Raw genomic sequence first — 26,734 nt, forward strand, 5'->3', positions numbered from 1 at the left:
CGAAATAAATACATACATGAATGTTTGTAAATAGGCTAAAAGTTTATATTATGTCCCGATGGCCCCGATGACCGTTCACGATTGAGTTATTGGTGCCGGGAGGATAAGCACCCCGAAGAATGGGGGGAGAGACGATGCGACGGACAAAAGCGGAAGCCTGGGAAACGCGCGAGGCCATCCTCGACGCGGCGGAGCGGGTATTTCTGAAAAACGGGGTCAATCAATCCACGCTGGCGCAGATCGCCCAATGCGCGGGGGTGACGCGCGGGGCGATCTATTTCCATTTCAAGGACAAGACGGACATCTACAAATCCATCGTCGATCGCATCCGCTTCCCCGAGGAGGATCTGATCGAGCGGGCGGCGCGGGCCGATACGGAAGTCGATCCGCTGGACGTGCTGTATCACGCGCTGGTGTCCTGCTTTCACCTCTTCGCGGAAGACGAGCGCCAGCAGCGTGTCTTCACCATCATCAATCAGCGCTGCGAATATGTGGGCGAACTAACCGACGCGCTCGGGCGGCTGTATGAACTCAACACCGGGATACACCAGCTTTTCGTACGGCTGATGCAGGCCTGCGAGCGGCGCGGCATGCTGTCGTCCGACTGGACGCCTGATGACGCTGCGCGCGCGCTGATGGCCGCCATGTCCGGCATTCTCGGCGAATGGGTGCGGACGGAAAAAGCCTTCGATCTCGTGACCGTCGGCACCCGATCCATCCGGGCGCTGATCGTGTCTTTCAGGAAGAGCGGCGTTTCTCAGGAGCAGGAAGAAAACCGGGAACCCAAGGTGCGCGTGGTTTAGGGCGTGTCATATTTTGACGGAATCGCGAGGCAACCCCCCTCTGCCCTGCCGGGCATCTCCCCCCCAAGGGGGGAGATTGGCTGACACGCGCCATGCCTCTTCTCTTTCAACGTTCGCGATTGGTGCCGAGCGGTCATGAAGGCGTAATCTCCCTCCTTGTGGGGGAGATGCCCGGCAGGGCAGAGGGGGGTTACTGTCCCGCCAACGCTTCCTTTTAAAAACAAAGTGCTCTAACGGCGAATTCTCCACCCGGCGGCAAGCCCCTGAATTTTTACGCTTACGTCAATGTCACTCTTGCCTAAAAGGCTTAACTGGCCGTAGATAGAGGTGGAGGACGTGCATTTGTCGCGATATCCGGTCGAAACCCTGCCCAAGGCAGCGTACGGTCGACTGGCGCGGCGAAATTGACAAGGGAGGCAGGATTGGCAGACGAACAGACACAAGCGGCGCAAGCCGCGGGCGCAGGCGACGTGGCGGATCAGGCTTCCGCGATCGGGAACCGCGTCTGGCTCAAATCCTATCCCGCGGGCGTCAAGGCGGAAATGCCGACGCCGGCCTATTCGTCCATCGGCGATCTCATCGTCTCATCCTGCCGGAAATTCGCCGAGCGGCCCGCCTTCACCAGCATGGGCAAGTCGCTGAGCTATGCCGATTTGGAGAAGCATTCGGCCTCACTTGCCGCCTTTCTGCAGGCGCGCGGGCTTGTCAAGGGCGACCGCGTGGCGCTGATGATGCCGAACGTGCTGCAATATCCCGTCGCCATCGCCGCCGTGCTGCGGGCGGGGTTCGTGGTCGTCAATGTCAACCCGCTCTATACGCCGCGCGAACTGGAGCATCAGCTTAGGGATTCCGGGGCGAAGGCGATCATCATCCTCGAAAACTTCGCCACGACGCTGGAAAAGGTGCTGGCGAAAACCGAGATAAAGCATGTCGTCGTCGCCGCCATGGGCGACATGCTGGGCCTCAAGGGCCATGTCGTCAATCTGGTGGTGCGCAAGGTCAAGAAGATGGTGCCGGCCTGGAGCCTGCCCGGCCATGTCCCCTTCAAGGCGGCGCTGACGCAAGGCGCGGCGAAGAGCTTCACTCCGGCCGAGGTGACGCCCTCCGACGTGGCCTTCCTGCAATATACCGGCGGAACGACGGGCATCTCCAAGGGCGCGACGCTCACCCACAGTAACATTCTCGCCAATGTCGAGCAGTTGCATATGTGGGTGGAGGTTGCCTATCGCATCAAGGGCAAGCCGAAGGATCTGAACTATATCTGCGCCTTGCCGCTCTATCATATCTTTGCGCTGACGGTGAACGCGCTGATGGGCATCGAGCAGGGCGCGCGCAATGTGCTCATCGCCAATCCGCGCGATATCCCGGCCTTCGTCAAGGAATTGCAGAAATATCCAGCGCATATCTTCCCCGGCCTCAACACGCTTTTCAACGCGCTGATGAACAATGAGGATTTCCGCAAGATCGACTTCAAGCCGATGATCCTCAGCCTGGGTGGCGGCATGGCCGTGCAGCGTCCGGTGGCCGAGCGCTGGCGGGAGATGACCGGCTGCCACATCACCGAAGGTTACGGCCTCTCCGAGACTTCGCCCGTCGCCACGGCCAACAGCCTCGAGGCGACTGAATATACCGGCACGATCGGCCTGCCCCTTCCCTCGACCGATATCGCCATCCGCGACGAGGAGGGCCGCGACCTTCCGCTGGGCGAAGTGGGCGAAATCTGCATTCGCGGCCCACAGGTGATGAAGAGCTATTGGAACCGTCCCGACGAGACGCAGGCGGCCTTCTATCCAGACGGCTTCTTCCGCTCCGGCGACATGGGCTTCATGGACGAACGCGGCCTCACCAAGATCGTGGACCGCAAGAAGGACATGATCCTCGTATCCGGCTTCAACGTCTATCCCAACGAGATCGAAGAAGTGGCGGCAGGGCACCCCGGCATTGTCGAAGCGGCGGCGGTGGGCATTCCGAACGAGCACTCCGGCGAAGTGGTGAAGCTCTTCGTCGTCCGCCGCGATCCTGCGCTTACTGAGGAAGAGGTAAAAGCCTTCTGCGCCGAGCGGCTCACCAACTACAAGCGCCCGCGCATCGTGGAATTCCGCAACGAATTGCCCAAGACGAATGTGGGGAAGATTTTAAGGCGGGAGTTGCGGGGGTAAGCGGCCAATCTGCCACATCTGTCCGCTGAAATAGCAATGTCGGCGGGGCGCCTCGCGATTTCGTCAGAACACTGGCCACTTCCCCAGGCTGGAATGACCTGCACGCCTTCCTGAAACGGTGGCCGTGCGTCATTAAACGCCCCCCACGAATCCATTGACAATTTTGCGAAAAATGCCCCTCTATCCCTGCCTCTCAACCCGCTCTCGGAGGCAGCCATGCGGCATTTTTCCTATATCGGCTCAGGTCCTTACTGCTACGCCAATTCATTCGCGATGATGTGCGGGCCAGATGCGCCCTCGCCTCAAACCATTGAATTTGCCACGAGCAGCCCGTTCGGGATGCAGATCGTCGGCGGGCGGCTGCCTTTTTTCGATCCCTATGGATGGACGCCGGAAGCCGGGTTCGATGCGGCCCTCGACGCCATGGGTTGGACCTCCACGGTCAGCAAGGGCGGGAGCGAAGAGGAAGCGCTGGCGCGGCTCAAATACGCTCTCTCCGATGGCCCCGTCTGGATCGGGCCGGTGGAAATGGGGCATCTGCGGCACCAGCCCGGCATGAAAGGACCCATCGGCGCGGACCATTATGTCGTGGTGCTTGGCGTCGATGATGCGCATGTGCGGATGCACGACCCGCAGGGCTATCCCTTCGCCTTGCTGCCGATCGCCGACTTCATGGCCGCTTGGCGGGCCGAAACGCTCGATTATGGCGAGCCTTACACCATGCGGACCGGATTCCGGCGGTTGCGGGAAATGTCCGAGGAAGAAACGATCCGAACCTCGCTGCCCGCCGCCATTCGCTGGCTGTCGATGGAAGGGGGCGAGCACCTGCCTGAGGGAACACTCGGCAATGACGCAGCTGCGCAAGCCCTGGCGGCCATGCTCGAAGGCGGCTGCGATGAAGACCTGCGCGGCCACCTCATCCACTTCGCCATCCGCGTCGGCGCGCGGCGGCTTGCGGATGTGGCCACATGCCTTGCGCGCATCGGCCTCGCCGAAGCGGCGCAAATCGCCTCCGAACAGGCGCATCTCGTCGGCGCGCTGCAATATCCGCTGACCGTGGGGCAGGATGCGGAAGCTGCGACGATATTGCGGATGCTCGCGCCGAGCTATGAACGGCTGCTGGCGGCGCTGCGGGCTGCGAATACCTCCGGCAAATCCGCCACCGAACCCAGCACCATATCCGCGTAAGGCTCCAGCGCCTCGCGCGGGCTGTTGCCGGAGAGGACGCCCACAGCGAGACCCGCTCCGGCCGCGCGGGCGGTTTGCAGGTCGTGGAGATTGTCGCCGACCATGGCGATCTCTCCGGGCTCCAGCCCGAGCTTTTCGGCGAAATGAAGGAGCGGGTCGGGATGGGGCTTGGGGCGGGCAGTCGTGTCGTAGCCGATGAAGGTGTGGAACAGCGGGGCAATGCTCAACGCTTCCGCCGTGGCGCGCGCGCCTGCTTCGGAATCATTGGTGGCGATGCCGAGCAGGAAACCCTTGTCGCGCAGATCCGCCAGCGTCTCGCGCAGGCCCTCGACCGCCACGGCGGCGCGGGCGCCTTCGGTAATGCAGTAATCGTCATATTGGCGGATCAGCGCGGCGCGCGCCTCGGGCTTTTCGCCGGGGTGCCAGAGATCGACAATGTTCTCGACCGTGCCGGCGGCGATCACCGAATTGGGACGGAAGCAGCGCGCCGTCCAGTCATAACCGCCCGCCTCCATGAGCGCGCGGGCTTTCGCCTCGTCGCCCCCGGCAGAGCGGCGGGCAAGCTCCTGCGAGATGCCGAACCAGGTGCGGTCGAAATCGACGAGCGTGCCATCCTTGTCGAAGAGAATGGCCTTGATGGCGCTGAGGTTCGACGCCATCATGCCTCCAGCGTGCCGGGGCGCTTGAGGACGTTGGAGGGCCGGCTTCCAAGCAATTTCAGGAGATCGTCGCCGCGCCTGATATAGCGCACGCTGCGGCGGGTGAGGATGCGCCCCGCCTGGGGCGCGGTGAGCGTTATGTCGCCCGAGGGGTCACCAGGGCGGGTGACAATGGTGACGAGACTGTCGCCCTCCTCCACCTCGTCGCCAAGCCCGACATGATAAAGCACCATGCCGCCCTGCGGCGCGCGGACCATCTCGACATTTTCCAGCGGCGTCACCGGGCCGTTGAAGTTATGGGCGAGCTTGACGCCGTCGTCCTTGACCACGCCGCGATGGACGAGGAAGCGGTAGAGGCCTTCGGCATCCGCGCGGCCCGTGTCGAAGCCGACATCGGCAAGGCCGCGGAACTCGACCGTGGTGACGGCGCGGCGCTTCATGTTGCGCTGATCTGCCGGCAATTGCAGCACGGGATAGGCGCAGGCCTCCTCGAAGGCGGCATCGGCGGTGGAATCCCAGGCAAGAACGGCTTTTGAGCCCAGCGCACTCGCCAGATCGAGCATGTCGGGCAGGAAGTCCTTGTGGATGTAGAGATAGTTCTCGCTCTGGTCGTCGCAATGAAGGTCGAGCACGATTTCATGCGGCAGGGCAAGCCGCAGCAGCGCCGCCTTCAGCCGCTGGGCAAGCGGCACGGGCGCGTCGGTTGCTACGAGATCGGACGTGCCGAAATCCGGCAGCAGGGGAAAGGCGCGGTTGAAATTGGTCTGGGTAAAGAACTCGAACCGGCCCAGATGCTGATAGGCCATCCATTGGTTGGAGCCGATGGGGTTCGCCTGAGGGACGATGGTGATGTTGCCAGCAATGCGCCCTTCGGCTTCTGCCTTTTCCAGCATCGGCACGAGGAAATGCAGCGCCGCTTGTCCGGGAAGCTCCGCGCCGTGGAGGGCGGATTGCAGGTATGCGGCGGGGGCGTGTTTATCGCTGCCTGTAAAGCGCAGGATGCGGAGTTCGATGGCGTTGCCCGGGACGTCGCCGGGGAGGGTGATGGTTTCGGTGTTCATGTTCTTTGTATTTCCGTTTCAGGTCGGCGCGTGCAGCACCCCCCTCTGCCCTGCCGGGCATCTCCCCCACAAGGGGGGAGATTGGCTACCAGTTCCGCTTTCGCCAATCGCCAGCGTTTCAGGATTAAGGCCGCCATCGATGAAGGCCAATCTCCCCCCTTGTGGGGGAGATGTCCGGCAGGACAGAGGGGGGTTGCCTCGCGATGCCATAGGACCAGTGCCACTCGAAGACCAGCCTACCCCCTACCCCCGCCGCTCCAGCAGATACGCCACCAGCCCCTGCGTCGAGGCATCGCGTCCTTCGGCGCTCTTCTCGCCCGAAACAACAGGCAGAAGCTCCGTTGCGAGCTCCTTGCCCAGTTCCACGCCCCATTGGTCGAAGGCGTTAATGCCGAAAAGCTGCGCTTCGACGAAGACGCGGTGCTCGTAGAGTGCCACGAGCCGGCCGAGCCCGTAAGGATCGAGCAGGTCGTCGAGGATGGTCAGCGACGGGCGGTTGCCGGAGAAGACGCGGTGGGGCGCGATGCGCTCGACATCCGCTTCGCTCATGCCCTTGCCGGCGAGCTGCGCCCTCGCCTCATCAAGCGTGCGGCCCTTCATCAGCGCTTCCGACTGGGCAAGGCAATTGGCGATGAGCATCTCATGCTGGTGGACGAGATGCGGCTCGTGCCCCTTCGCGGCGAGGATGAACTCCACCGGAATGACGTCCGTGCCCTGATGCAGCAGCTGGAAGAAGGCGTGCTGACCGTTGGTGCCGGGCTCGCCCCACACCACCGGACCGGAAGGCCCGGAAACCGGCCTGCCGTCGAGCATGACGCTCTTGCCGTTCGATTCCATGTCGAGTTGCTGGAGATAGGCGGGAAGCCGGGCCAGCCGCTGCGCATAGGGGATGATGGCGCGGCTGCCATAGCCACAGATGGCGCGATGCCAGTAGCCTACAAGGCCGAGCATGACAGGCAGGTTTTCCTCAAGCGGCGCATCGCGGAAATGCACGTCCATGGCATGGGCGCCATCGAGGAAGCGGCGGAAATTCTCCGGCCCGATGGCGATCATCAGCGGCAGGCCGATGGCCGACCAGATGGAATAGCGCCCGCCGACCCAGTCCCAGAAGCCGAACACCCGGTCGGGCGCGATGCCGAAGGCGGCGACCTTGTCAAGCGCGGTGGAAACGGCGGCGAAATGCGCCCCGACAGCCGTCTCGCCCAGTGCATCCGCCACCCATTTGCGGGCGGTCTGCGCGTTGGTCATTGTCTCGATGGTGGTGAAGGTCTTGGACGCGACGATGATCAGCGTCGTCGCGGGGTCGAGAGGTTTCAGCGTATCGGCGATATGCGCGCCGTCGATATTGGAGACGAAATGGGCGCGCGGGCCGCAATGATAGGGCGCGAGCGCCAGCGTCGCCATGGCGGGGCCGAGATCCGAGCCGCCGATGCCGATATTGACGACATCGGTGATGGCCTTCCTCGTCGCGCCCTTGATGGTGCCGTCGCGCAGGCCATTGGCAAAAGCGGCCATGCGGTCGAGCACCTCGCGGACGGCTGGCAGCACGTTTTCGCCACCGACGAGGATTTCGCTGGAGGTCGAATCGCGCAGCGCGACATGCAGCACCGCGCGGCCCTCCGTGGTGTTGATTGGCTCGCCAGCGAACATCGCCGCGCGGCGGCCCTCCACATCGGCGACTTTGGCCAGGTTCTTCAGAAGGCGCATGGTCTCGTCATTGACGAGGCATTTCGACCAGTCGAGGAGAAGATCGTCGAGGCTCAGCGAATAGCGCGCGAAGCGCTTGATATCGTCGGCGAAGGCGGCGCGCATGTCTCTCAGTGCGCCATTTTGCCAATGGGCTTTCAGTGCGGCTACGGCTTCGGCAATTTCAGGCTCGTTCCTGCTCATCACGCATACTCCCGAATCGAAAGGTTGGGCGAGACTAGAGGTTTTCAAATAGAATTGGAAACGGTCGCCCGAGGGCACCCCCCTCTGCCCTCCCGGGCATCTCCCCCACAAGGGGGGAGATTAGCCTTCATCAACACTGGCACCAATCGCAAACGTTGTTAGGTAATGGCGGGGAGCCGTGTCAGCCGATCTCCCCCCTTGTGGGGGAGATGTCCGGCAGGACAGAGGGGGGTTGCCTCGCGATTCCCTCAACTGCAAAAAACGAAAGGCCGGAGCGAGGAAATCTCCCCGCCCCGGCCCTTCAAATCATCGCCAATCCGCGCTTAGTGGTTATCCCGCGGCAGGCCCATGGTCTGGGCGATGCGCTGGTACTTGACCGCGGGCTTCAGCACCATGCCTTCGGAAAGCTGGTCGACCATGCCGCGCTGGATTTCCTGCCAGGGCGTCTGGTGCGGCGGGTATTTGTAGCCCCCTTCCGCCATCAAATCACTGCGGCGCTTGTTCAGTTCCTCGTCGGGGATGAGGATGTTGGCCGTGCCCTTGTTGAGGTCGATGCGGATGCGGTCGCCCGACTTCACCAGCGCCAGCCCGCCCATGGCGGCAGCCTCAGGCGAAGCGTTGAGGATCGAGGGCGAGCCGGACGTGCCGGACTGGCGGCCATCGCCGAGGCAAGGCAGGGCGTGGACGCCCCTCTTGATGAGCTCTGCGGGCGGGCGCATGTTGACCACTTCCGCCGCGCCCGGATAGCCGATGGGGCCGGTGCCGCGCATGATCAGGACGGAGTTTTCATCGATGCCGAGCGCGGGATCGTCGATGCGGGAATGGTAATCCTCCGGCCCGTCGAACACCACCGCGGTGCCTTCGAAGGCCTCGGGATCGTTCGGGTTCGAGAGATAGCGGTCACGGAATTCCGGCGAGATGACGCTGGTCTTCATGATGGCGCTGTCGAACAGATTGCCCTTCAGGTTGATGAACCCGGCCTTCTCCTTGAGCGGCGCCGAGAACGGGCGGATAACTTCAGTGTTGAGGTTTTCCGCTTCGCCGCAGTTCTCGCCGATGGTCTTGCCGTTGACGGTGAGCGCGTCCGGATGCGGCAGCTTGCCGGCCTTCATCAGCTCGCCCACGACTGCGGGCACGCCGCCGGCATGGTGGTAATCTTCGCCCAGATATTCGCCAGCCGGCTGGAGATTGACCAGCAGCGGGATCTCGTGGCCGAGATCCTGCCAGTCGTCATTGTCGAGCTGGACGCCGAGATGGCGGGCAATGGCGTTCAAATGGATCGGCGCGTTGGTCGAGCCGCCGATGGCGGAGTTGACGACGATGGCGTTCTCGAAAGCCTCGCGCGTCATGATGTCGGAGGGACGCAGGTTCTCGCGCACCATCTCGACGATGCGGATGCCGGTCTCATAGGCAATCTGGCCGCGCTCGCGATAGGGGGCGGGTATGGCAGCGCCGCCCGGCAGTTCCATGCCGAGCGCTTCGGCGAGCGAGTTCATCGTGGTGGCAGTGCCCATGGTGTTGCAATAGCCGACCGAGGGCGCGGACGAGGCGACGATGTCGATGAACTGCTCGTAATCGATCTCGCCGGCGGCAAGGCGCTCGCGCGATTTCCAGACGATGGTGCCGGAGCCGGTGCGCTCGCCGCGATGCCAGCCATTGAGCATCGGGCCGACCGAAAGGGCGATGGCCGGGATATTGACGGTCGCCGCGCCCATCAGCATGGCGGGGGTCGTCTTGTCGCAGCCGATGGTCAGCACCACGCCGTCGAGCGGGTAGCCATAGAGCACCTCGACGAGGCCGAGATAGGCAAGGTTGCGGTCGAGCGAGGCGGTCGGGCGCTTGCCGGTTTCCTGGATCGGATGAACCGGGAACTCCAGCGCCACGCCGCCCGCGGCGGCAATACCGTCGCGCACGCGCTTTGCAAGCTCGAGGTGATGGCGGTTGCATGGCGAAAGGTCGGAGCCGGTCTGGGCGATACCGATGATCGGCTTGCCCGAGCGCAGTTCCTTGGCTGTCAGGCCAAAATTCAAATAGCGCTCCAGATAGAGCGCGGTCATGTCCGGATTATCCGGGTTGTCGAACCATTCCTGAGAACGGAGATGCCTGATTTTCTTTTCGCTCATGATTTCGCTTTCCTCACCGGGTTCCCCAGTCTTTTGCCACGCCACCGGCATGGTCCTTTGCCATGGCATAGGCCAATCGGGGAGAATCGGCAACAAGTATTACTAAATGACTTTTGGATCATCGCGCGCCATTTGGACGCGGAAAAGGCGGGCGTGCTTGATGCGTGGCAAATTTCCGTGAGAAACCCTACATTGGCCCGGGATAGAGACAAGGAGAGCACATGGATTTGACGGGAGAGGAGCGCATCGCCGCGCCGCGCGAAGCCGTGTGGCGGGCGCTGAACGATGTCGAGACATTGAAAGCGGCGATTCCCGGCTGCGAGGCGCTGGAATGGCGCGGCCCCGGCCAGCTCGAGGCGGCGCTCGTCATGCGGTTCGGCCCGGTGAAGATCAAACTTTTCGGTGAGCTGGAACTCTCTAATATCAACCCGCCAATATCCTACACGATTTCGGGAGCGGGCAAGGGCAGCATCGCCGGCTTCGTCCATGGCAGTACGGATGTGGTGCTGGCCGAAGACGGCAACGAGACGGTGCTGACCTATACGGTGCGCGGCGACGCGGGCGGCGGGGTCGCGCAACTGGGGGCCAGGCTGATCACCTCGAGCGCGCGCAGGCTGGCGGATAGGTTCTTTGCGAATATCGGGGCGGCGGCGGGTGGTGGTGATAAGCCTGCCACATTTTGAATTGGACCGGTTCTGTTTTGATGGAATCGCCTGAATTCCATTGGATCATTGCTGTTATGGGAAGGTTGAGGAATGTATCCCAGTGGACAAGTCTTTAGCCCCCGGAGATGGCTGACACCTGTTCGGATACATTCCTCTACGGCTTCATGACAACAACGGCCCCGAACCCCGCTTCAGCCGCGCATAGGCCACCGCGATCCGTGCCGCAAGGTCGGCATTGTTGAGGACGAGCGCGATATTGGCCTCGAGGCTCGCGCCGTTCGAGAGCTCATTGATGCGGGCGAGGAGGAAGGGGGTCAGCTCCTTGCGCCCGATGCCGCGCGTTGCCGCCTCCGCCACCGCCTCGGCAATCGTGCCGTCGATGAAGGCGGGGTCGAGCGCGTCGGCTTCGGGAATCGGGTTGGCGACGAGAATGCCTGTTCCGGAACGAAGTTCCGCATGGAGCGCCATGGCCTTGGCGATCTCCTCCGGCGTGTCGAGCCGATGGTCGGCCTTGCAGCCGCTGGAGCGGGTGTAGAAGGCCGGGAAATCGTCGCTGCCATAGGCGATGACGGGAACGCGCTGGGTTTCCAGGAACTCCAGCGTCTTCGGAATGTCGAGGATCGACTTGACCCCGGCGCAGACGACGGTCGTGCCTGTCTGGCCGAGTTCCGTCAGGTCGGCGGAGATGTCGAAGGTCGCCTCCGCGCCGCGATGCACGCCGCCGACGCCGCCGGTGGCGAAAATGTCGATGCCCGCAAGCGCCGCGATCCGCATGGTTGCCGAAACGGTGGTGCCGGCGGAGCGGCCCTGGACCATGGCGACGGCTAGATCGCGCCCCGACGCCTTCACCGCGTCCTTCGCCTGCGCCAGCGCTTCGATTTCATCGTCTGCAAGGCCGACGCGGAGCTTGCCCGCCACAACGGCGGTTGTCGCGGGCACCGCGCCATGGCTGCGCACCACCGCCTCGACCTTTCGCGCCATTTCCAGATTGGCGGGGTACGGCATTCCATGCGTGATGATGGTCGATTCGAGCGCCACGACAGGCGCGCCATCGGCAATCGCGGCCCGGACCTCCTCGGTGGGGTGAAGAAGCGATGCGTTCATTGATCATGCCTTTCTTAGACGGGAATTCGATGCATATGAGCCGCGAGGAAGCGCGGCGACAGAAGCGGGTGTACGCTCGCCTCGCTCTCTGCGGTGAGCGTGGCGAGCAGGGAGCCGGTTCGCGCGCCTTCCATGAGGCTTGCGCCGGAAAGCAGACGGGAAAGCGTGCCGGCGATCATCGCGTCGCCCGCCCCGGTGACATCGACGGGCTGTGCCGGAACGGCCTCGACGCGCGCGGTGCCGTCCGGGTCGGAAACAAGCAGGCCCGCGGCGCCCATGGTCAGCACCACGCCCGCCGCGCCTCTTGCCCGCAGCGCGTCGACGGCTGCTTCCGGGGAAAGACGGGGATCGTCTTCACGCAAGTCCAGCATGGCGCGGGCTTCGTCCAGATTGAGGAACAGGATATCCACGCCCGTCAGATCCTCCGGCAGCCGCCGGGCCTTGGGCGAGGAAACGGCGTCGATGGCAAGGCGGAACCGGGCCGACGCCTTGCGCTCGATCAGCGCCTTCAGCGTTTCCGCCGGCAGATTGCAATCGGCGAAAACATAGGCCGCCGAGGCCAGATGCGGCCAGACACGGTCGAGATGGGCCGGCGAGAACAGATCGAAAATGCCCATGTCGGCGATGCCCAGCGCCAGCTCGTTTTCCGGCCCCAATATGGCGGCATATTCGGCGGTCGGCGCTTCGCCCGTCACGATCACCTGGCTCACATCGACGCCGAGGTCGCGCAAGGAGCGGATGAGCGCGCGGCCCGTATCGTCATCCCCCACGATGGAAACGAAGCTGGTGGCGATATCGAGCCGGGCGAGGTTTTCCGCAACGTTGCGCGCCACGCCGCCGAAGCTGCGATGGCCGGTGACGGGGTTGGAGGTGCCCGGTATCAGCGGCGCGCGAGCGTGATATTTGCGGTCGAACACCGCGCCGCCGATGACGGCGATGCGCTTTTGCGCCGGCAGCACATAGCCGCGCCCGAGAATATAGCCCTTCTGCATTAGCTGCACGACATGCGCCGCCACCGTCGAGCGCGCAAGGCCGAGGCTGTCGGCGATCTCCTGCTGCCCGGCAAAGGGATTGGCGCTTATCATCTCCAGAACCGCGCGCTCCTGCGCGCCAAGGTCGTCCATGTGTGTCTCCGGGCGGCTGGTTGCTCACGCATCTATCAACATCTGACTACTATCACAACACTTGTTTTTGAAGGCCGCCATGGAAAACCCAAAGTCGGGGACGTATATATGCCGCATTCGCTGGCAAGGCCGGCATTATTCCGGACAGAATCGATGGCCGATAAAGAAGTAGGCAAGGCGAATGCTGGCGCAGCCGACCAGGCGCCGGGCGCCGCGTGCCGTGCCGCGGCCTGCGAGAAGAACCGCCCGCTCACCAGGCTGCCGCTGCGCCACCGCCTCTCCAGCAAGGTTCTGCTGCTGACGGTTCTCTCGGTCCTGGTGGCGGAGGTGCTGATCTTCGTGCCCTCCATCGCCAGCATGCGGATGCGCTGGCTGACGGCGCGCCTCGATACGGTGGCAGCCGTCAGCCTCGTCCTGGCGGATGGCCAGACGCCGCCCGTGCCGCGCGCCGTGCAGGACAGCGTGCTCCTGGCCACCGGCACCAAGGCCATTGCATTGCGTGAACAGAACGCCTCGCGGCTGCTCGCCATGTCCGAGGTGCCGAAGACCATCGACCAGCATATCGACCTCGCCCATACCAGCGAGGCGGCGGCGATATGGGATGCGTTCGATACGCTCTTCGCCGGCGGCAACCGCAATCTGCGCGTCTACGGGCCGGTCGGCCATAGCGGTAAGGTCATAGAGCTCGTCACGTCAGACGCCCCTCTGCGCACGGCGATGTTGGATTATGCGCGCAATGTCGCGCTCCTGTCGCTGGTCATCTCGCTGATCGCGGCAAGCCTCGTCTATCTCGCCATCAACGAGATGCTGCTGCGCCCGGTGCGGCGGATGCACCGCAACATGATCTATTTCGCGCAAGGACCAGACGATCCGACGCGCATCATCATCCCTGACCCCCGCAAGGACGAGCTCGGCGTCGCGCAAAGCCAACTGGCGGCGATCCAAACCGATCTGCAGCGCACCTTCTCGGAGCAGAAGCACCTGGCCGATCTCGGCCTCGCCGTCTCCAAGATCAATCACGACATGCGCAACATCCTCGCCTCGGCGCAATTGATGTCCGACCATTTGTCGGATGCCCGCGACCCGGTGGTGCAGCGCATGGCGCCGAAGCTGATTCGCACGCTCAACCGCGCGATCGGCTATGCCGAAAGCGTCATCGCCTATGGCCGCGCGCAGGAAGCGCCGCCAAAGCAGCGCCGCGTGCTGCTGCACACCATTGTCGCCGATGTGGAGGAAACGCTGTCGATCGACCCGCAAAGCGGCGTCGAGTTCCGCAATCTGGTGCCCGAGGATTTCGAGATGGACGCCGATGCGGAGCAGTTCTTCCGCATCCTCACCAATCTCTGCCGCAACGCCGTGCAGGCCATGGCCGCCGACCGTCCGGGCGACGAAAGCGTGGTGAAGCGGCTGACGATTACGGCGGGCCGCGTCGGGGCGGTGGCGATCGTCGGCGTCGAGGACACCGGCCCCGGCCTGCCGCAAAAAGCCCGTGACAACCTCTTCACGGCCTTCCGCGGCTCGACCCGCAGCGGGGGCACCGGGCTCGGCCTCGCCATCGCCCAGGAACTCGTCCGCGCCCATGGCGGCACCATCGAGCTGCGCGAGGAGCGCACCTGCGGCACGCATTTCGAAATCCGCATTCCCGATATGCCGGTTTCGCTGGCGAACTGGCGCAAGAGGAAGGAAGCAGCGGAAGCCGGTCGCAGCGCCTGACCTGCGTGCATTCGCCGGTGCGAAAGAAATCGGCGAATGATTGCATTTTTTTGTCAGAAGCTGCTTGCATTCGGAAGCCGAACCCATTAGGTACCGCGCTGCGCCGATTGATGCGGCGCCAACAAATGGTCAAGCGCCCGTAGCTCAGCTGGATAGAGCACCAGACTACGAATCTGGGGGTCAGAGGTTCGAATCCTTTCGGGCGCGCCACCTTTTCTTCACTGTTGATTGCTATGTCTTTTTTGTCCTTCGGGTAAAACTCGAATTGTGGACATAAGGGCGTTTCGTGGGAAGTCTCGGCCCCGCACGAACTTGAAATTAAGAGCACGAGCCGTCCAGCAACTGCTGGCATTTGTTGGCATGCCGGATGGCGTCGTGCCAGTGTTGCGTTTCATTGTTCTAACGCAGCGCCACCTCGGCTTTATCATGATTGATCGCCGCTTCGAAGAGGGGCTTCCCAGAACCCTCCAGCCACTCCACGAGCGAGGTCAGACGGCCAAACTCCCGCTTCAGAGCCGCGAGGTTTGCCGCCCCGGCGAGCAAGCCATTGTCTAAAAGTTCGGCCAAACGGTTGAGGAAAGGGTTTTGGGCGAGCAATTCGTCGGGAAAGCGCCTGTAAGCGATCGGCCGGCCGGCGGCTTTCGTGAATGCCCGCTCCAGATCCTTGCCCGTCACGGACGCGCTCGCCAGCTCGATGATCTTGCCTGCGTAACGATCCGGGTCCATCAGGACTTCTGCGTTGATCCTGCCCAGGTCGTCTAGGGCGATCATTTGCATGGACTGCTCTGGCCGCATGAAGAACGTGAATTCGCCCTGAGGCAATCCCATGCCGGGCAGCAGCATCATCTCCATGAAGCTTGCCGGGCGGGTGATCGTGTTCATGATTGGAAGGCTTTGCACATAGGCTTCAATCTCTGACTTGCTGTCGAAATGACCCATTCCCGTCGGGCCTTTCCCTGCTGCGCCGCCGGAAGAATAGACGAGATGACGGACGCCTTGCCGAAGTGCGCTGTCGGCGATCGTCTTGCCCTGCCAGACCTCCTGCGCATCGGTGACCTCACCCGCCGGCGAACTGGTCTGGACACTGAAAACGCCGGTGATGCCGGTCATCGCCCGCTCGATAGAGGCAGGATCGAACAGGTCGCCGATTGCCAGGGAAATGCCCTCAGCAGCCAAAGCCCTCGACTTGATGCTGTCGGCATTACGCACGAAGGCCCGGACCTTTCTCCCCTTCGCCTTCAGTGCGCGCGCAACCGCCCCGCCTTGCTGCCCGGTCGCGCCGAACACGAGAAATTCATCGCTGTGATCCATCTTGGTTACCTTCTGTAATTAATAACGGTTACCAAGTGGAACCAATTGCAAATCCGCGCAAGACGGCACATTTTTGGTCGTCGGTTACACCATAATAACCATTGAAGGAGTTCATTCGTGCCGCGTGAAATCAATGGGCGCCCCGTCATCGAGACTGCACGGGGGCCCGTCCTGACCCCATGCGCTCCAGGAAGCGTACTGGCCCGTATGGGTGACAAATGGACCATTCTGGTCGTGTCCATGCTCGCCTTGTCACCCGATGCGCCGATGCGATTCGGGGCGATCCGGCGCGGCATTCCGGACATTTCGCAAAGGATGCTAACTCTCACCCTTCGCAGCCTGGAGCGTGACGGCCTCGTGGCGCGTCATTATTATCCCGAGGTGCCGCCGCGGGTTGAATATGAGCTGACGGCTCGCGGCAAATCCATGCTGCCGCCCTTGTCGGCTTTCACGGACTGGATCAGGGATACCTGGCAGGACATCGAAGCCTCGCGGCGTGCCTTCGACGATGCTGAGCGAACCGGCGCCGTCCCGGGCCGGACGTGAGGGCGAACTACCGTGGCAAAAGGCAAGATCGCTCAGGGCAATTGACGCCGACAGGCAGAGGCGTAATCACGCCGGCCTGTTCCACCCGCCGATCCGGGCATAGATCGTGTCGCGCAGCGCCCTGACATCCCGGTTGAGTTCGCTCAAGTGTTCCGGGCTATGGCCCAAGGCGGCAAACAGGGCCTCGCCGATGCAGCCGGCGCGCAGGCGCAGCGCCTGGCCCTGCCCGGTCAGTGCCACCACCACCTGCCGCTCGTTATCCGGGTTTCGCGTCCGGCGCACCATGCCTGCCCCTTCCAGCCTTTTGAGAAGGGGCGTCAGTGTGCTCGATTCGAGCGCCAGCTGCTCGGCGATGCCGCCCACCGTCTGCCCGTCCTCCCGCCACAGCACATTCAGCACGAGATATTGCGGATAGGTCAGCCCCATCTCGTCGAGCAAGGGCTTGTAGAGCCGCTGGATGGCGATACCGGCAGAGTAGACCGCATAGCAGAGCTGGTCGTCCAGCGGCAGCGGTACGGAATTTTCTTTTTCTTGCGGGCTCATACGCGGTCTCCTTGAATTCCATATTACCACGATAATCGCGAAAATAAATATCGCGATAAAAATTAGCTGGACGTGCCGGCATGACTGCGCTACAACATTATCGTTATCGCGATAAAAATTATCGCCAATGAAGGAGACGGAAATGGACATTCTCTATCGCACCGAAGCCACCGCCACTGGCGGACGTACCGGCAAGGCCGCCACGAAGGACGGCGCTTTCAGCGTCGCGCTGGTCACGCCGAAGGAACTGGGCGGCCCCGGCGGGGAGGGCAACAATCCTGAGCAGCTGTTTGCGTCAGGCTATGCCGCCTGCTTCCTCGGCGCGCTTAAATTCGTCGCCAGCCAGCGCAAGGTAAAGATCGCCGACGACAGCACTGTCACGGCGGCGGTGGGCATCGGCAAGCGGGATGACGGGCAGGGCTTCGGCCTCGACGTGGCGCTCACCGTCGCGCTGCCGGGTGTCGATTCAGCTACAGCGCGCGAGCTCATCGATCAGGCGCACATCGTCTGCCCCTATTCCCACGCCACCCGCAACAGTCTCGACGTGCGGCTTTCCCTGGCCGAGTGAAGGCAAAAAAAGAGCAGGATGCCCGCTGTGCATCCTGCTCTCTCAATGACAATCCTGCGAAACGCTTAGAGCGTGCGGACATCACGCTCTAACTCTTTGTTTCGCGCATGATATTATCCGAAAAGTCTGCAACTTTTCGGGATCATGCTCTAGAGCGCCTTGATCTTCACCTTGTCGGCCTTGGCGTTGATCAGCGGATTGCGAAGCGGCAGGCCGAAATCCGGGGCTTCGATTTCGAACACATCGCCCGGTTCGGTGCGGATGCCATCGGCGAAGGAGAGCGTAGCCGTGCCGAACATGTGGATGTGGATGTCGCCCGGCTGGCGGAATACTTCATATTTGAAGTGATGATATTCCAGATTGGCGAAGGTGTGGGACATGTTGTCCTCGCCCGAAAGGAACGGCTTCTCCCACAGCGTCTTGCCGTCGCGCAGGATGCGCGAGGTGCCGCTGATATGGTCAGGCAACTTGCCGAGGCGCAGTTCCGGGCCGATGGCGCAGGGGCGCAGCTTCGAATGGGCGAGGTAGAGATAATTGACCCGCTCCATCACATGGTCGGAGAACTCGTTCGCCAGCGCGAAGCCCAGGCGGAACGGCGTTCCGTCCGGACCGATGACATAGATACCCGCGATCTCCGGCTCCTCGCCGCCATCGTCCGCGAAGGAAGGGGAGGTGAGCGCTGCGCCCGGAGCCACCAGCATCGTGCCGTTGCCCTTGTAGAACCATTCGGGCTGTACGCCGGTTTCGCCCTTCGCAGGCTTGCCGCGCTCCAGGCCCATCTTGAACATCTTCATGGAGTCGGTGAGGCTCTCTTCCTTCTCGGTCGAGGCCTTCTTGTGCATGGCGTCGCGCGTCGCGGCGGAACCCAGATGCGTCAGGCCCGTGCCGGTCAGGTGAATATGCGCCGCGTCCGGAGCGTCGATGGGCGGCAGCAGGCGGCCATCCTTGTAGGCGGCCTCCACATCGACCGCCTTGCCGAGCCCGCGCTCCTCGATGATGGCGTCGATGGTTGTTTCTTCCTCGATCGCCTCATGCGCGAGTTCCAGCACCGAGCGGGTGCCCTGCACGATGCGGAAACCGTCTTGCGTGCGCGCCGCGACCCGGCGCTTGCCCTTTTCGTTGATCAGCTGAACCAGATTCATCATTACCCTCCCATTCAGACAGGTTTCGTCCTCCCTTGGGAGGGCGTTGGTTTCATATGAGGTTAAAAGTCATACTGTATGAGCAATATCAAGAGGTATGATACCCCCGGCGCTGGTGGATTACATAAATTTAATTGGACGTCGCTGGCGCCGGGCGTCAAATTGCATCACGCTCGAGTGATTTGAACGTTTCGCCTGCCATGAGGCGCCGACCGGTTGGAGAAGGCCCGCGCCCTTGATAGACAGCGCTCAGATTTCGTTAATTCCCCTGCCCGATATACCGTGTGTCCCCTCCAATGGTGAGGGTATCATGCCTTTCCGCAACCGGAGTGCCGGATGAAAATCTGGAAGCAGATCATCCTCGTCGTCCTCGTCCTGCTGGCGGCTTTCGCCGGCTGGAAATATTTTTATTCGGGCGCTCCCGGAAGCGAAACCGCGGGCGTACGCCAAAGCGGCGGACGCGGCGGTGCGCTGGGGCCGACGCTCGTTGTCGCCAAGCCCGTCGAGGAGGAGACGATCAACACGCGCTTGAGCGCCATCGGCACGGGCAGGGCGATGGAAACCGTATCAGTCACCCCCTGGTCCGGCGGCATGATGACCAAGCTTCTGGTCAAGGCCGGCGCGCATGTGAAGGAAGGCCAGCCGATCGCGGAACTCGACGCCGCCGAGGAGCAGATCGCCCACGACAAGGCGGAGATCGCCCTTCAGAACGCGCAGAACACCCTGCGCCGTATCACCACCTTGCGCTCGACCAACACCGCGACCGAGGTGCAGGTGGTCGACGCCCAGCTCGCCGTCGCCAATGCCAAGCTGGTGGCCGAGGAGGCGGCGCTTGCGCTTTCCCGCCGCACGATCACCGCGCCGATTTCGGGCGTCATCGGCATCCTGCCGGTCAATGCCGGCAATTTCGTCACCACCACCACAGCGATAGCGACGATCGACGACCGCTCGCAGATACTGATCGATATCTGGGTTCCGGAGCGCTACGCCCCGCAGATCAGGATCGGCCAGCCGGTCACGGCCACCTCCATCGCCGTGCCGGGGCGGGCCTTCGAGGGCAAGATCGTCGCCATCGACAATGCCATAGACGAGGCGAGCCGCACCTTGCGCGTGCGCGCGCAGATCCCCAATCCTGACGACACATTGCGCGCAGGCATGTCCTTCGAAGTGACGCTGCTTTTCCCGGGCGAAACCTATCCTTCCGTCGATCCATTGGCGCTGCAATGGGGCGCGGACGGCGCTTTTGTGTGGCGAATTATTGATGGTGTGGCCCATAAAGTGGCGATTGAGATCATCCAGCGCAACACCACCAGCATCCTCGTGAATGCGCCGCTGAAGCCGGGCGACATGATCGTCACCCAGGGCGTGCAGACCGTGCGCGATGGCGGCCCGGTGAAGGTCGCCGATGACGGCGGCGCGCAGGCGCAGCCCGCCGCTTCGCCGAATGCCGGATGAGGCCGGGCTCATGAGCAATCAACCTTCCTCTCCCCACGGCTCCGATCAGGGCGGCTTCACCGCGCTTTTTATCCGCCGCCCGGTTCTGGCCTTTGTCCTGAACGTCCTGATCGTCGTCGCCGGCCTTGCCGCCTTCACGGGCGTCGATATTCGCGAGCTTCCGGATGTCGACCGTCCCGTCGTGACCATCCGCACCGATTTCGACGGCGCATCCGCCGAAACCATCGACCGCGAATTGACGCAGGTGCTGGAAAACGCGGTGGCGCGCGTTCCGGGCGTCAAGTCGATCTCGTCCGCTTCCTCCTTCGGGCGCAGCCGCGTGACGGTGGAATTCAATGACGGCGTCGATCTCAACGTCGCGGCGGCGGACATGCGCGACGCCATTTCGCGCGTGACCAACAATCTGCCCGAGGAGGCGGACGCGCCGCAGATCGTCAAGGCCGACGCCAATGCCGATCCGGTGATGCGCCTTGCGGTGACCTCGGATTCCATGCCGATCCAGGACATGACCGTGTTGGTGGAGGACCGGGTCGAGGATGTGCTGGCCGCCGTGCCTGGTGTCGCCGACGTGCAGGTCTATGGCGACCGCGACAAGATCTTCCGCATCGATATCGATCAGGCGAAGCTGGCAAGCTACGGCCTTACCATCGCCGATATTTCCAATGCGCTTTCCACCATGGCGCTCGACCAGCCGGCGGGCTCGCTCAAGAGCAATGACCAGTCGATCGTGGTTCGTGCGGCGGCCACGGTGACGTCGCCGGAGGCCTTCGAGAACATCATCATCAACGGCCATACCAAGCTCGGCGATGTCGCCAATGTGACCCTCGGCCCGGATATCGAAAGCTCCTCGGTCAGCTCCAACGGCAAGACGGCCATCGGCCTCGGCATCATCCGGCAGGCGCAGTCCAATACGCTCGACATTTCCAAGGGCGTGCGCGCCGCCATCGAGCAGTTGCAGAAATCCCTGCCGCCTGGCGTCAATATCCAGGTGACGAGCGACGACGCGAACTTCATCGACGGCGCCATTCACGAGGTCGAAATCGCGCTTGTCGCCTCGGTCTTCATCGTCATCCTCATCATCTTCCTGTTCCTGTGGGATATCCGCGCCACGCTGATCCCCGCCATTTCCATGCCGGTGGCGCTCATCGGCACCATCGCCGCCATTTATATGCTGGGCTTCTCGGTCAACATTCTCACCCTGCTTGCGCTGGTGCTGGCGACCGGCCTTGTGGTCGACGACGCTATCGTGGTGCTCGAAAACATCGTGCGCCGCCGCAATATGGGGCTGGGCCCGCGCGCTGCGGCGGTGCTCGGCACGCAGGAAGTGTTCTTCGCCGTCATCGCCACCACGCTGACGCTCGCCGCCGTCTTCGTGCCGATTTCCTTCCTGCCGGGGCAGATGGGCGGCCTCTTCCGGGAGTTCGGCGTGGTGCTGGCGATCTCCGTTCTGCTGTCCTCCGTCGTCGCGCTCACATTCTGCCCCATGCTCGCCTCGCGTTTCCTGTCGGAGGCGGCCGTGCACCATGAGGAACATTCGCCGGGCGCATTTCGCCGCTTCGGCGGCGCGCTCGCTGCCTTCTATCGCCGCACGCTTCACGCCTGCCTCGCCGCGCCGATGGTTGTGGTGGCCGTGGCGATCCTTTTCGCCGCCGCTTCCTATGTTGCCTATGGCACGCTGCGCCAGGAGCTGACGCCGACCGAGGACCGCGCCCAGGCGCTGCTGCGCCTGAGCGGCCCGCAGGGCATCAGCCTCGAATTTATGGAAAGCCAGATCGACCGGGTCGAGAAACTGCTCCAGCCCCTGCGCGATTCCGGTGAAATCCAGAGCACGCTTGCCATCGCCGGCACCGGCGGCTCGCCAAACAGCGGCATCATCGTGCTGACGCTCGCCCGCTGGGGTGAGCGCGTCCGCACCCAGCAGCAGATCATGGCGGATGTCATGCAGCGGCTGAAAGTCATTACTGGCGTGCGCGTCTTCACCTCCCAGCCGAACAGCCTCGGCATTCGCGGCGCCGGCAACGGATTGCAGTTCGCCCTGCTCGGCAATGATTATACGCAGTTGCGCACCGCGGCGCAGAATATCGTCGCGGCGATGGAGAAGGACCCGCGTTACCAGTCGCCGCGCCTCTCCATCGACCCGACCCAGCCGCAGCTTTCCGTCAATATTAATCGCGAGCGCGCCTCCGACCTTGGCATCGACATCACCGGCCTCGCCAATGCGGTGCAGTCCGTCCTCGACGGGCGCAAGATCGGCTCGGTCTATATCGGCGACCGCAGCTATGACGTGAAGCTGGTCTCCACCACCAACCCGATCAACGACCCGACCGATCTCGAAAACATCTTCCTGAAGACGAGCGATGGCCGTTACGTCCCCATGTCGTCCATCGCCAGCGTGGTGGAGCAGGCCGTGCCGCCGGAACTCGACCGCGAGCAGCGGATGCGCTCCGTCGCGATCACTTCGGGCCTGCGCTCAGACTTCGCGCTGGGCGACGCCTATCAGGAAGCGCTCAAGATCGCCACCCCGGAGCTGCCCGCCGGTTCGCGCATCATCCCGCTGGCGGAGGCGCGCACGCTGGGCGAAACTTCCTATGGCCTCGCCATCACCTTCGGCTTCGCCATCGTCATCATCCTACTGGTGCTGGCGGCGCAGTTCGAAAGCTTCGTGAGCGCCTTCATCGTCATGGCGACCGTGCCGCTGGGCCTCGGCTGCGCCGTGTTCGCCATGCTGATGAGCGGCACGAGCCTCAACGTCTATAGCCAGATCGGCCTTGTGCTGCTTGTCGGCATCATGGCGAAGAACGGCATTCTCATCGTCGAATTCGCCGACCAGCTGCGCGATAAAGGGATGAGCGTGCGCGAGGCGATCGAGGAAGCCGCGAACATCCGCCTGCGCCCGGTGACGATGACGATGATCTGCGCCATCCTCGGCGGCGTTCCGCTGGTGCTGGCGCAGGGCGCGGGCGCGGAAGCGCGCGTGGCGCTGGGCTGGGTCATCGTCGGCGGCCTCGGCCTCGCCACCCTGGCCACCCTCTACGTCACTCCCGTCGCCTACCTCCTGCTCGGTCGCTTCACCAAGCCCAAGGTGGAAGAGCACAACCGCCTCAGGCGCGAACTGGCGGAGGCGATGCGGAAGCCTTGAGGCGGGAGGATTGATCTGCCCCGAATAAGGTGATGAAATCCTCCGGCGATAGCGCCCGAGGAGACTGGTCATGGTAGCGCCGGTAAAGACCCTTCCCGAAACGGGCGAGACTCTCCGGCGCGAGGTTCGTCCCTGGACGCACACATCTCAGGACAGAAGCATGACCGTCGATGTGCCGGGCTATTGTCCTGAAGGTAGCGGAAAGGGTGTCCATGTCGGTGACGATATGGCTCCGAGCAGGCCGAAGGCGCTTCGTTCCCGTCGACATGACCGGAAATATACTCTCGAAGAGTTATGCCAACTCATCGACGAATCCATAAACAGCAGCATCAGCGAGCGCTCGCCCGACGAGATTTTAACCCGGGGAGATGGCTGGAAACCATTCCTCTACGGTGGCGTGACCTCAACGATAAAAGAACGAGACCGTTTCCATCTAAAGGTAAAATACTCCACATCCAGAACAACGGAGGCAAGCCATGGCACAGCCCGCAATGACCGAGAGTGAAGTCCACGATCTCCTGCGCCGCCTGTTCGCGGCGCTTGCCGATCCGGCGGCGACGTCCGAGCAGTTCGCCGAATTGCTGACGCCGGATTATATCCAGCGCGTCGACGGCAAGGAAATCGACTATGCGGGATTCCTGAGCCATATGGCGGCGCTGCGGGCGCATCTTGCTTCGGTGGACATAACTTTCGAGCATATCGTGACGGATGGCCACTCCGCGGCGACGGTTCATCTCGTCGATGCGGTCAAAACCAACGGCCAGCACTCCCGTTTCAAGGTAATCGCCTATTACCAGTTCCAAGGGAAGCGGGTGTGCCTGATCGATGAATTGACGCATCTGCTGGAAGGCGATGCGCAAGACAGGGATCTTGGGTCGAGGGTGTGATGCAGCTCCATAAGGTTGCTGAAACGCCGCGGATAGCCCCTCACCCTTACCCTCTCCCCGTGATTTACGGGGAGAGGGGGACATGGACGTTTTCGCCCTCCCCTTCATGCCAGGTGCAGGGGACAAGCAATGGGGCGCAACGTTTGTGTCCCCCTCTCCCCGCGCGCGGGGAGAGGGTAAGGGTGAGGGGCATTCCACGCGAGAGGATGTGGAATGCAACGCTCCTTCACCCCTCCCCAAACACATATTGCGTCACCTGCCGGTAGCTCTCCCCCGGCCTCAGCACCGCGCCGGGGAAATGCGGGTGGTGGATGGCGTCGGGGAAGCGTTGGGGTTCAAGGCAGAGGCCGCCGTAGCGTTTGCCCTCGCGTCCGCCGCGCAAGGCTTGCGGCAGCGGCAGGAAATTGCCGTCGTAGAATTGAAGGCCGGGCTCGGTGGTCCAGATTTCCATCTCGATGCCGTTCGCCGGGCCTTCAAGGCGGGCGGCAGGGCGCGGTGTGGTGGCAGGTTCCAGGGCGAGGACGAAATTGTGGTCGTAGCCGGCATGGGGATCGCCCGAGCGGATCGGGCGGGGCGTGGTGAAATCGTAGATCGTTCCCGCCACGGGCACGATTTCGCCTGTTGGGATCAGGTCGCCATCAACAGGCGTATAGGCATTGCCCATGATGGTGAGGCGATGGTCGAGGATGGTGTCCGAGCCGTCGAGATTGAAATAGGCGTGGCCGGCGAGATTGACGAGCGTCGGGCGGTCGGTTTCGGAGGAAAGTTCCAGCGTCAGCGTGCGGCCTTCGATGGCGTAGCGGCATGTCACGCGCACCTCGCCCGGATAGCCCTGATCGTCATGGGGCGAGACGAGCGCCAGCGTGACCGAGGACGGGGTGATCTCCTCTATATCCCATAGCCGGCTGGAAAAGCCTTCGACACCGCCATGGAGATGGGTGCGGCCGTTTTCGTTGAGGCTCAGCTGGTGGTCCACGCCGTCGAACGTGAAGCGGCCACCGGCAATGCGGTTGGCGCAGCGCCCGGCGATGGCGCCGACATAGGCGGTCTGCGCCAGATAATCCTCCAGCGTGTCGAAACCGAGGATCACAGATTGCGGGCCGTTCGCGGTGGTGAGGCGAAGGTCTGCCAGAGTCGCGCCATAAGTTAGGATGCGCGCGCTCAAATCCGCGTTCCCGATATCGACCGCGTGAACCGCCTGGCCGCCCGCCAGATGCCCGAACTCCGTCCTGCTCATCTCAAGTCTCCTCCCAGCTTTCTTAGCCGCATAATCTTATCCAAAAAGTCTGCAACTTTTGGATCATGCTCCGGCATCTTCCCACTACTCTTCGATGACCACAAATCACATAGGGAAAATCGCAAATAGCGGCTTCTCTTTTCATATTACTATATGATAATAGCTAAGTCAGTTCGGGAGGACAGCGTTATGGAGGCATCCTGCTTTTCAGGATGGGGCGATGGGGCCGGACATTGACGACAAGGGAGGATCTTATGTCGTATTTCAAACGCATGATGATGACCACGGTTGCGGCGATTGCCTTCGCTGGCGCAGCACACGCCGCCGAGATGACGGTCGGCTTTTCGCAGATCGGTTCGGAATCCGGCTGGCGCGCGGCGGAAACGTCCGTCACCAAGCAGGAAGCGGAAAAGCGTGGCGTCGACCTGAAGTTCGCCGACGCGCAGCAGAAGCAGGAAAACCAGATCAAGGCCATCCGTGGCTTTATCGCGCAGGGCGTGGACGGCATCTTCATCGCGCCCGTTGTGGCGACGGGCTGGGATTCGGTGCTGGAAGAAGCCAAGGACGCGAAAATCCCGGTCATCCTGCTTGACCGCACCATCGAGACCTCGAACCCCGATCTTTATCTGACCGCCGTTACCTCGGACACGGTGCATGAGGGCAAGGTTGCGGGCGACTGGCTGGTGAAGACGGTCGGGGACAAGCCCTGCAACATCGTCGAACTGCAAGGCACTGTCGGCTCCAGCCCGGCGATCAACCGCAAGAAGGGTTTTGAGGAAGGCATCGCCGGCCATAGCAATCTCAAGATCGTGCGCAGCCAGACCGGCGACTTCACCCGCTCCAAGGGCAAGGAAGTGATGGAAGGCTTCCTCAAGGCGGAGAATGGCGGCAAGAATATCTGCGCGCTCTACGCCCATAATGACGACATGGCCGTCGGCGCGATCCAGGCCATCAAGGAAGCGGGCCTCAAGCCCGGCAAGGATATCCTCGTCGTCTCCATCGACGCGGTTCCCGATATCTTCAAAGCGATGGCCGATGGCGAAGCCAACGCCACTGTCGAGCTGACGCCCAACATGGCGGGGCCGGCCTTCGATGCGCTCAAGGAATTCAAGGACAGCGGCAAGGCCCCGCCGAAGTGGATCCAGACCGAATCGAAGCTCTACACGCAAGCCGACGACCCGATGAAGGTCTATGAGGAGAAGAAGGGGCTGGGGTACTAAGTCCTCTCAGGAACCCTCCTTCCCCCTTGCGGGGATTGAGGAGCGTTCGGCCGCAGGCCGAGGAAAAGCCAACGATTTGGCTTTTCCAGCGACGAACCCCGCGTTAGCGGGCGGATGGGGGTGGTAAAGGCAGCGCGCTGTGATTGCCTGTTGGAGCACACCGTCACCACCCCCACCCGGCCCTTCGGGCCACCCTC

General features: G+C 62.8%; 22 protein-coding genes and 1 tRNA gene. 13 read left to right on the top strand and 10 right to left on the bottom strand.

Annotated elements, in window-relative coordinates:
* Window positions 1-134: 134 nt before the first annotated feature.
* From IEX53_RS01545 to IEX53_RS01555, 3 genes are all read left to right on the top strand, one after another.
* Window positions 135-803 carry a TetR family transcriptional regulator gene (locus tag IEX53_RS01545; RefSeq protein WP_188820751.1) on the top strand — a complete coding sequence of 223 codons (669 nt, stop codon included), beginning with the start codon at window positions 135-137 and terminating at the stop codon, window positions 801-803.
* Window positions 804-1,273: 470 nt separating this feature from the next.
* Window positions 1,274-2,962, top strand: a complete 1,689-nt coding sequence (locus IEX53_RS01550; protein ID WP_268902557.1) for a long-chain fatty acid--CoA ligase — start codon at window positions 1,274-1,276, stop codon at window positions 2,960-2,962.
* Window positions 2,963-3,178: 216 nt separating this feature from the next.
* Window positions 3,179-4,150, top strand: coding sequence for a YobF C-terminal domain-containing protein (locus IEX53_RS01555; RefSeq protein ID WP_188820753.1), 972 nt, complete (start codon window positions 3,179-3,181; stop codon window positions 4,148-4,150).
* Here IEX53_RS01555 and IEX53_RS01560 read toward each other — a convergent pair.
* From IEX53_RS01560 to IEX53_RS01575, 4 genes are all read right to left on the bottom strand, one after another.
* Window positions 4,069-4,812, bottom strand: coding sequence for an HAD family hydrolase (locus tag IEX53_RS01560; RefSeq protein ID WP_188820755.1), 744 nt, complete (start codon window positions 4,810-4,812; stop codon window positions 4,069-4,071). The genes IEX53_RS01555 and IEX53_RS01560 overlap by 82 nt on opposite strands.
* A complete protein-coding gene (locus tag IEX53_RS01565) occupies window positions 4,809-5,870 on the bottom strand; it encodes a M14 family metallopeptidase (RefSeq protein ID WP_188820757.1) in 1,062 nt (353 codons plus the stop codon). Before IEX53_RS01565 ends, IEX53_RS01560 begins: the two co-directional genes overlap by 4 nt.
* Window positions 5,871-6,113: 243 nt before the next feature.
* A complete protein-coding gene (pgi, locus tag IEX53_RS01570; RefSeq protein ID WP_188820758.1) occupies window positions 6,114-7,760 on the bottom strand; it encodes a glucose-6-phosphate isomerase in 1,647 nt (548 codons plus the stop codon).
* A gap of 323 nt (window positions 7,761-8,083) precedes the next feature.
* On the bottom strand, window positions 8,084-9,883 hold the full coding sequence (locus IEX53_RS01575; RefSeq protein ID WP_188820760.1) for an IlvD/Edd family dehydratase: 1,800 nt from the start codon (window positions 9,881-9,883) through the stop codon (window positions 8,084-8,086).
* Window positions 9,884-10,104: 221 nt separating this feature from the next.
* On the opposite strand from IEX53_RS01575, the gene IEX53_RS01580 reads away from it, so the two are divergent.
* On the top strand, window positions 10,105-10,566 hold the full coding sequence (locus IEX53_RS01580) for an SRPBCC family protein (protein WP_188820762.1): 462 nt from the start codon (window positions 10,105-10,107) through the stop codon (window positions 10,564-10,566).
* A 144-nt stretch (window positions 10,567-10,710) separates the two neighbouring features.
* Here IEX53_RS01580 and IEX53_RS01585 read toward each other — a convergent pair whose 3' ends face one another.
* Together IEX53_RS01585 and IEX53_RS01590 are read right to left on the bottom strand one after the other, a co-directional pair.
* Window positions 10,711-11,652, bottom strand: a complete 942-nt coding sequence (locus tag IEX53_RS01585; protein ID WP_188820764.1) for a pseudouridine-5'-phosphate glycosidase — start codon at window positions 11,650-11,652, stop codon at window positions 10,711-10,713.
* A gap of 14 nt (window positions 11,653-11,666) precedes the next feature.
* Entirely contained in the window at window positions 11,667-12,776 is a 1,110-nt protein-coding gene (locus IEX53_RS01590) for a carbohydrate kinase (RefSeq protein WP_188820766.1), read from the bottom strand.
* A 153-nt stretch (window positions 12,777-12,929) separates the two neighbouring features.
* Here IEX53_RS01590 and IEX53_RS01595 point away from each other — a divergent pair, with 153 nt between their 5' ends.
* A complete protein-coding gene (locus IEX53_RS01595) occupies window positions 12,930-14,489 on the top strand; it encodes a sensor histidine kinase (RefSeq protein WP_188820768.1) in 1,560 nt (519 codons plus the stop codon).
* A gap of 133 nt (window positions 14,490-14,622) precedes the next feature.
* Window positions 14,623-14,699 (top strand) — tRNA-Arg (locus IEX53_RS01600).
* A gap of 189 nt (window positions 14,700-14,888) precedes the next feature.
* Here IEX53_RS01600 and IEX53_RS01605 read toward each other — a convergent pair.
* Window positions 14,889-15,800: an NmrA/HSCARG family protein gene (locus IEX53_RS01605; RefSeq protein WP_188820771.1), complete on the bottom strand. Its 912-nt coding sequence runs from the start codon at window positions 15,798-15,800 to the stop codon at window positions 14,889-14,891.
* Between the two features lie 117 nt (window positions 15,801-15,917).
* Here IEX53_RS01605 and IEX53_RS01610 point away from each other — a divergent pair, with 117 nt between their 5' ends.
* Complete coding sequence (locus tag IEX53_RS01610; protein ID WP_188820772.1) at window positions 15,918-16,346, top strand: winged helix-turn-helix transcriptional regulator; 429 nt, start codon at window positions 15,918-15,920, stop codon at window positions 16,344-16,346.
* A 66-nt stretch (window positions 16,347-16,412) separates the two neighbouring features.
* Here the strand turns inward: IEX53_RS01610 and IEX53_RS01615 are convergent, their stop codons facing one another.
* Window positions 16,413-16,889, bottom strand: coding sequence for a MarR family winged helix-turn-helix transcriptional regulator (locus IEX53_RS01615; RefSeq protein ID WP_188820774.1), 477 nt, complete (start codon window positions 16,887-16,889; stop codon window positions 16,413-16,415).
* 142 nt (window positions 16,890-17,031) lie between these two features.
* Here IEX53_RS01615 and IEX53_RS01620 point away from each other — a divergent pair, with 142 nt between their 5' ends.
* Entirely contained in the window at window positions 17,032-17,457 is a 426-nt protein-coding gene (locus IEX53_RS01620; RefSeq protein WP_188820776.1) for an organic hydroperoxide resistance protein, read from the top strand.
* Between the two features lie 149 nt (window positions 17,458-17,606).
* On the opposite strand, the gene araD1 is transcribed toward IEX53_RS01620, so the two are convergent.
* Window positions 17,607-18,599, bottom strand: a complete 993-nt coding sequence (gene araD1 / locus IEX53_RS01625) for an AraD1 family protein (RefSeq protein WP_188821094.1) — start codon at window positions 18,597-18,599, stop codon at window positions 17,607-17,609.
* Window positions 18,600-18,935: 336 nt separating this feature from the next.
* On the opposite strand from araD1, the gene IEX53_RS01630 reads away from it, so the two are divergent.
* The 4 genes from IEX53_RS01630 (at window position 18,936) to IEX53_RS01645 (ending at window position 24,080) form a co-directional block, all read left to right on the top strand.
* A complete protein-coding gene (locus tag IEX53_RS01630; RefSeq protein ID WP_188820778.1) occupies window positions 18,936-20,054 on the top strand; it encodes an efflux RND transporter periplasmic adaptor subunit in 1,119 nt (372 codons plus the stop codon).
* A gap of 10 nt (window positions 20,055-20,064) precedes the next feature.
* Complete coding sequence (locus IEX53_RS01635; protein WP_188820780.1) at window positions 20,065-23,193, top strand: efflux RND transporter permease subunit; 3,129 nt, start codon at window positions 20,065-20,067, stop codon at window positions 23,191-23,193.
* A 160-nt stretch (window positions 23,194-23,353) separates the two neighbouring features.
* Window positions 23,354-23,698 (top strand): hypothetical protein, encoded by a 345-nt coding sequence (locus IEX53_RS01640; protein ID WP_188820782.1) that lies wholly within the window; start codon window positions 23,354-23,356, stop codon window positions 23,696-23,698.
* The gene (locus IEX53_RS01645) at window positions 23,670-24,080 is read left to right on the top strand and encodes a nuclear transport factor 2 family protein (protein WP_188820784.1); all 411 of its coding nucleotides are present in this window, start codon (window positions 23,670-23,672) and stop codon (window positions 24,078-24,080) included. Before IEX53_RS01640 ends, IEX53_RS01645 begins: the two co-directional genes overlap by 29 nt.
* A 226-nt stretch (window positions 24,081-24,306) precedes the next feature.
* Here IEX53_RS01645 and IEX53_RS01650 read toward each other — a convergent pair whose 3' ends face one another.
* Entirely contained in the window at window positions 24,307-25,317 is a 1,011-nt protein-coding gene (locus tag IEX53_RS01650) for an aldose epimerase family protein (RefSeq protein ID WP_188820786.1), read from the bottom strand.
* 272 nt (window positions 25,318-25,589) lie between these two features.
* Between IEX53_RS01650 and ytfQ the strand changes: the two genes are divergently transcribed.
* On the top strand, window positions 25,590-26,537 hold the full coding sequence (gene ytfQ, locus IEX53_RS01655; protein WP_373288522.1) for a galactofuranose ABC transporter, galactofuranose-binding protein YtfQ: 948 nt from the start codon (window positions 25,590-25,592) through the stop codon (window positions 26,535-26,537).
* Window positions 26,538-26,734: the final 197 nt, after the last annotated feature.

Origin of the sequence: Paramesorhizobium endophyticum (genome assembly GCF_014640615.1) — a bacterium.
Taxonomy (GTDB): domain Bacteria; phylum Pseudomonadota; class Alphaproteobacteria; order Rhizobiales; family Rhizobiaceae; genus Paramesorhizobium; species Paramesorhizobium endophyticum.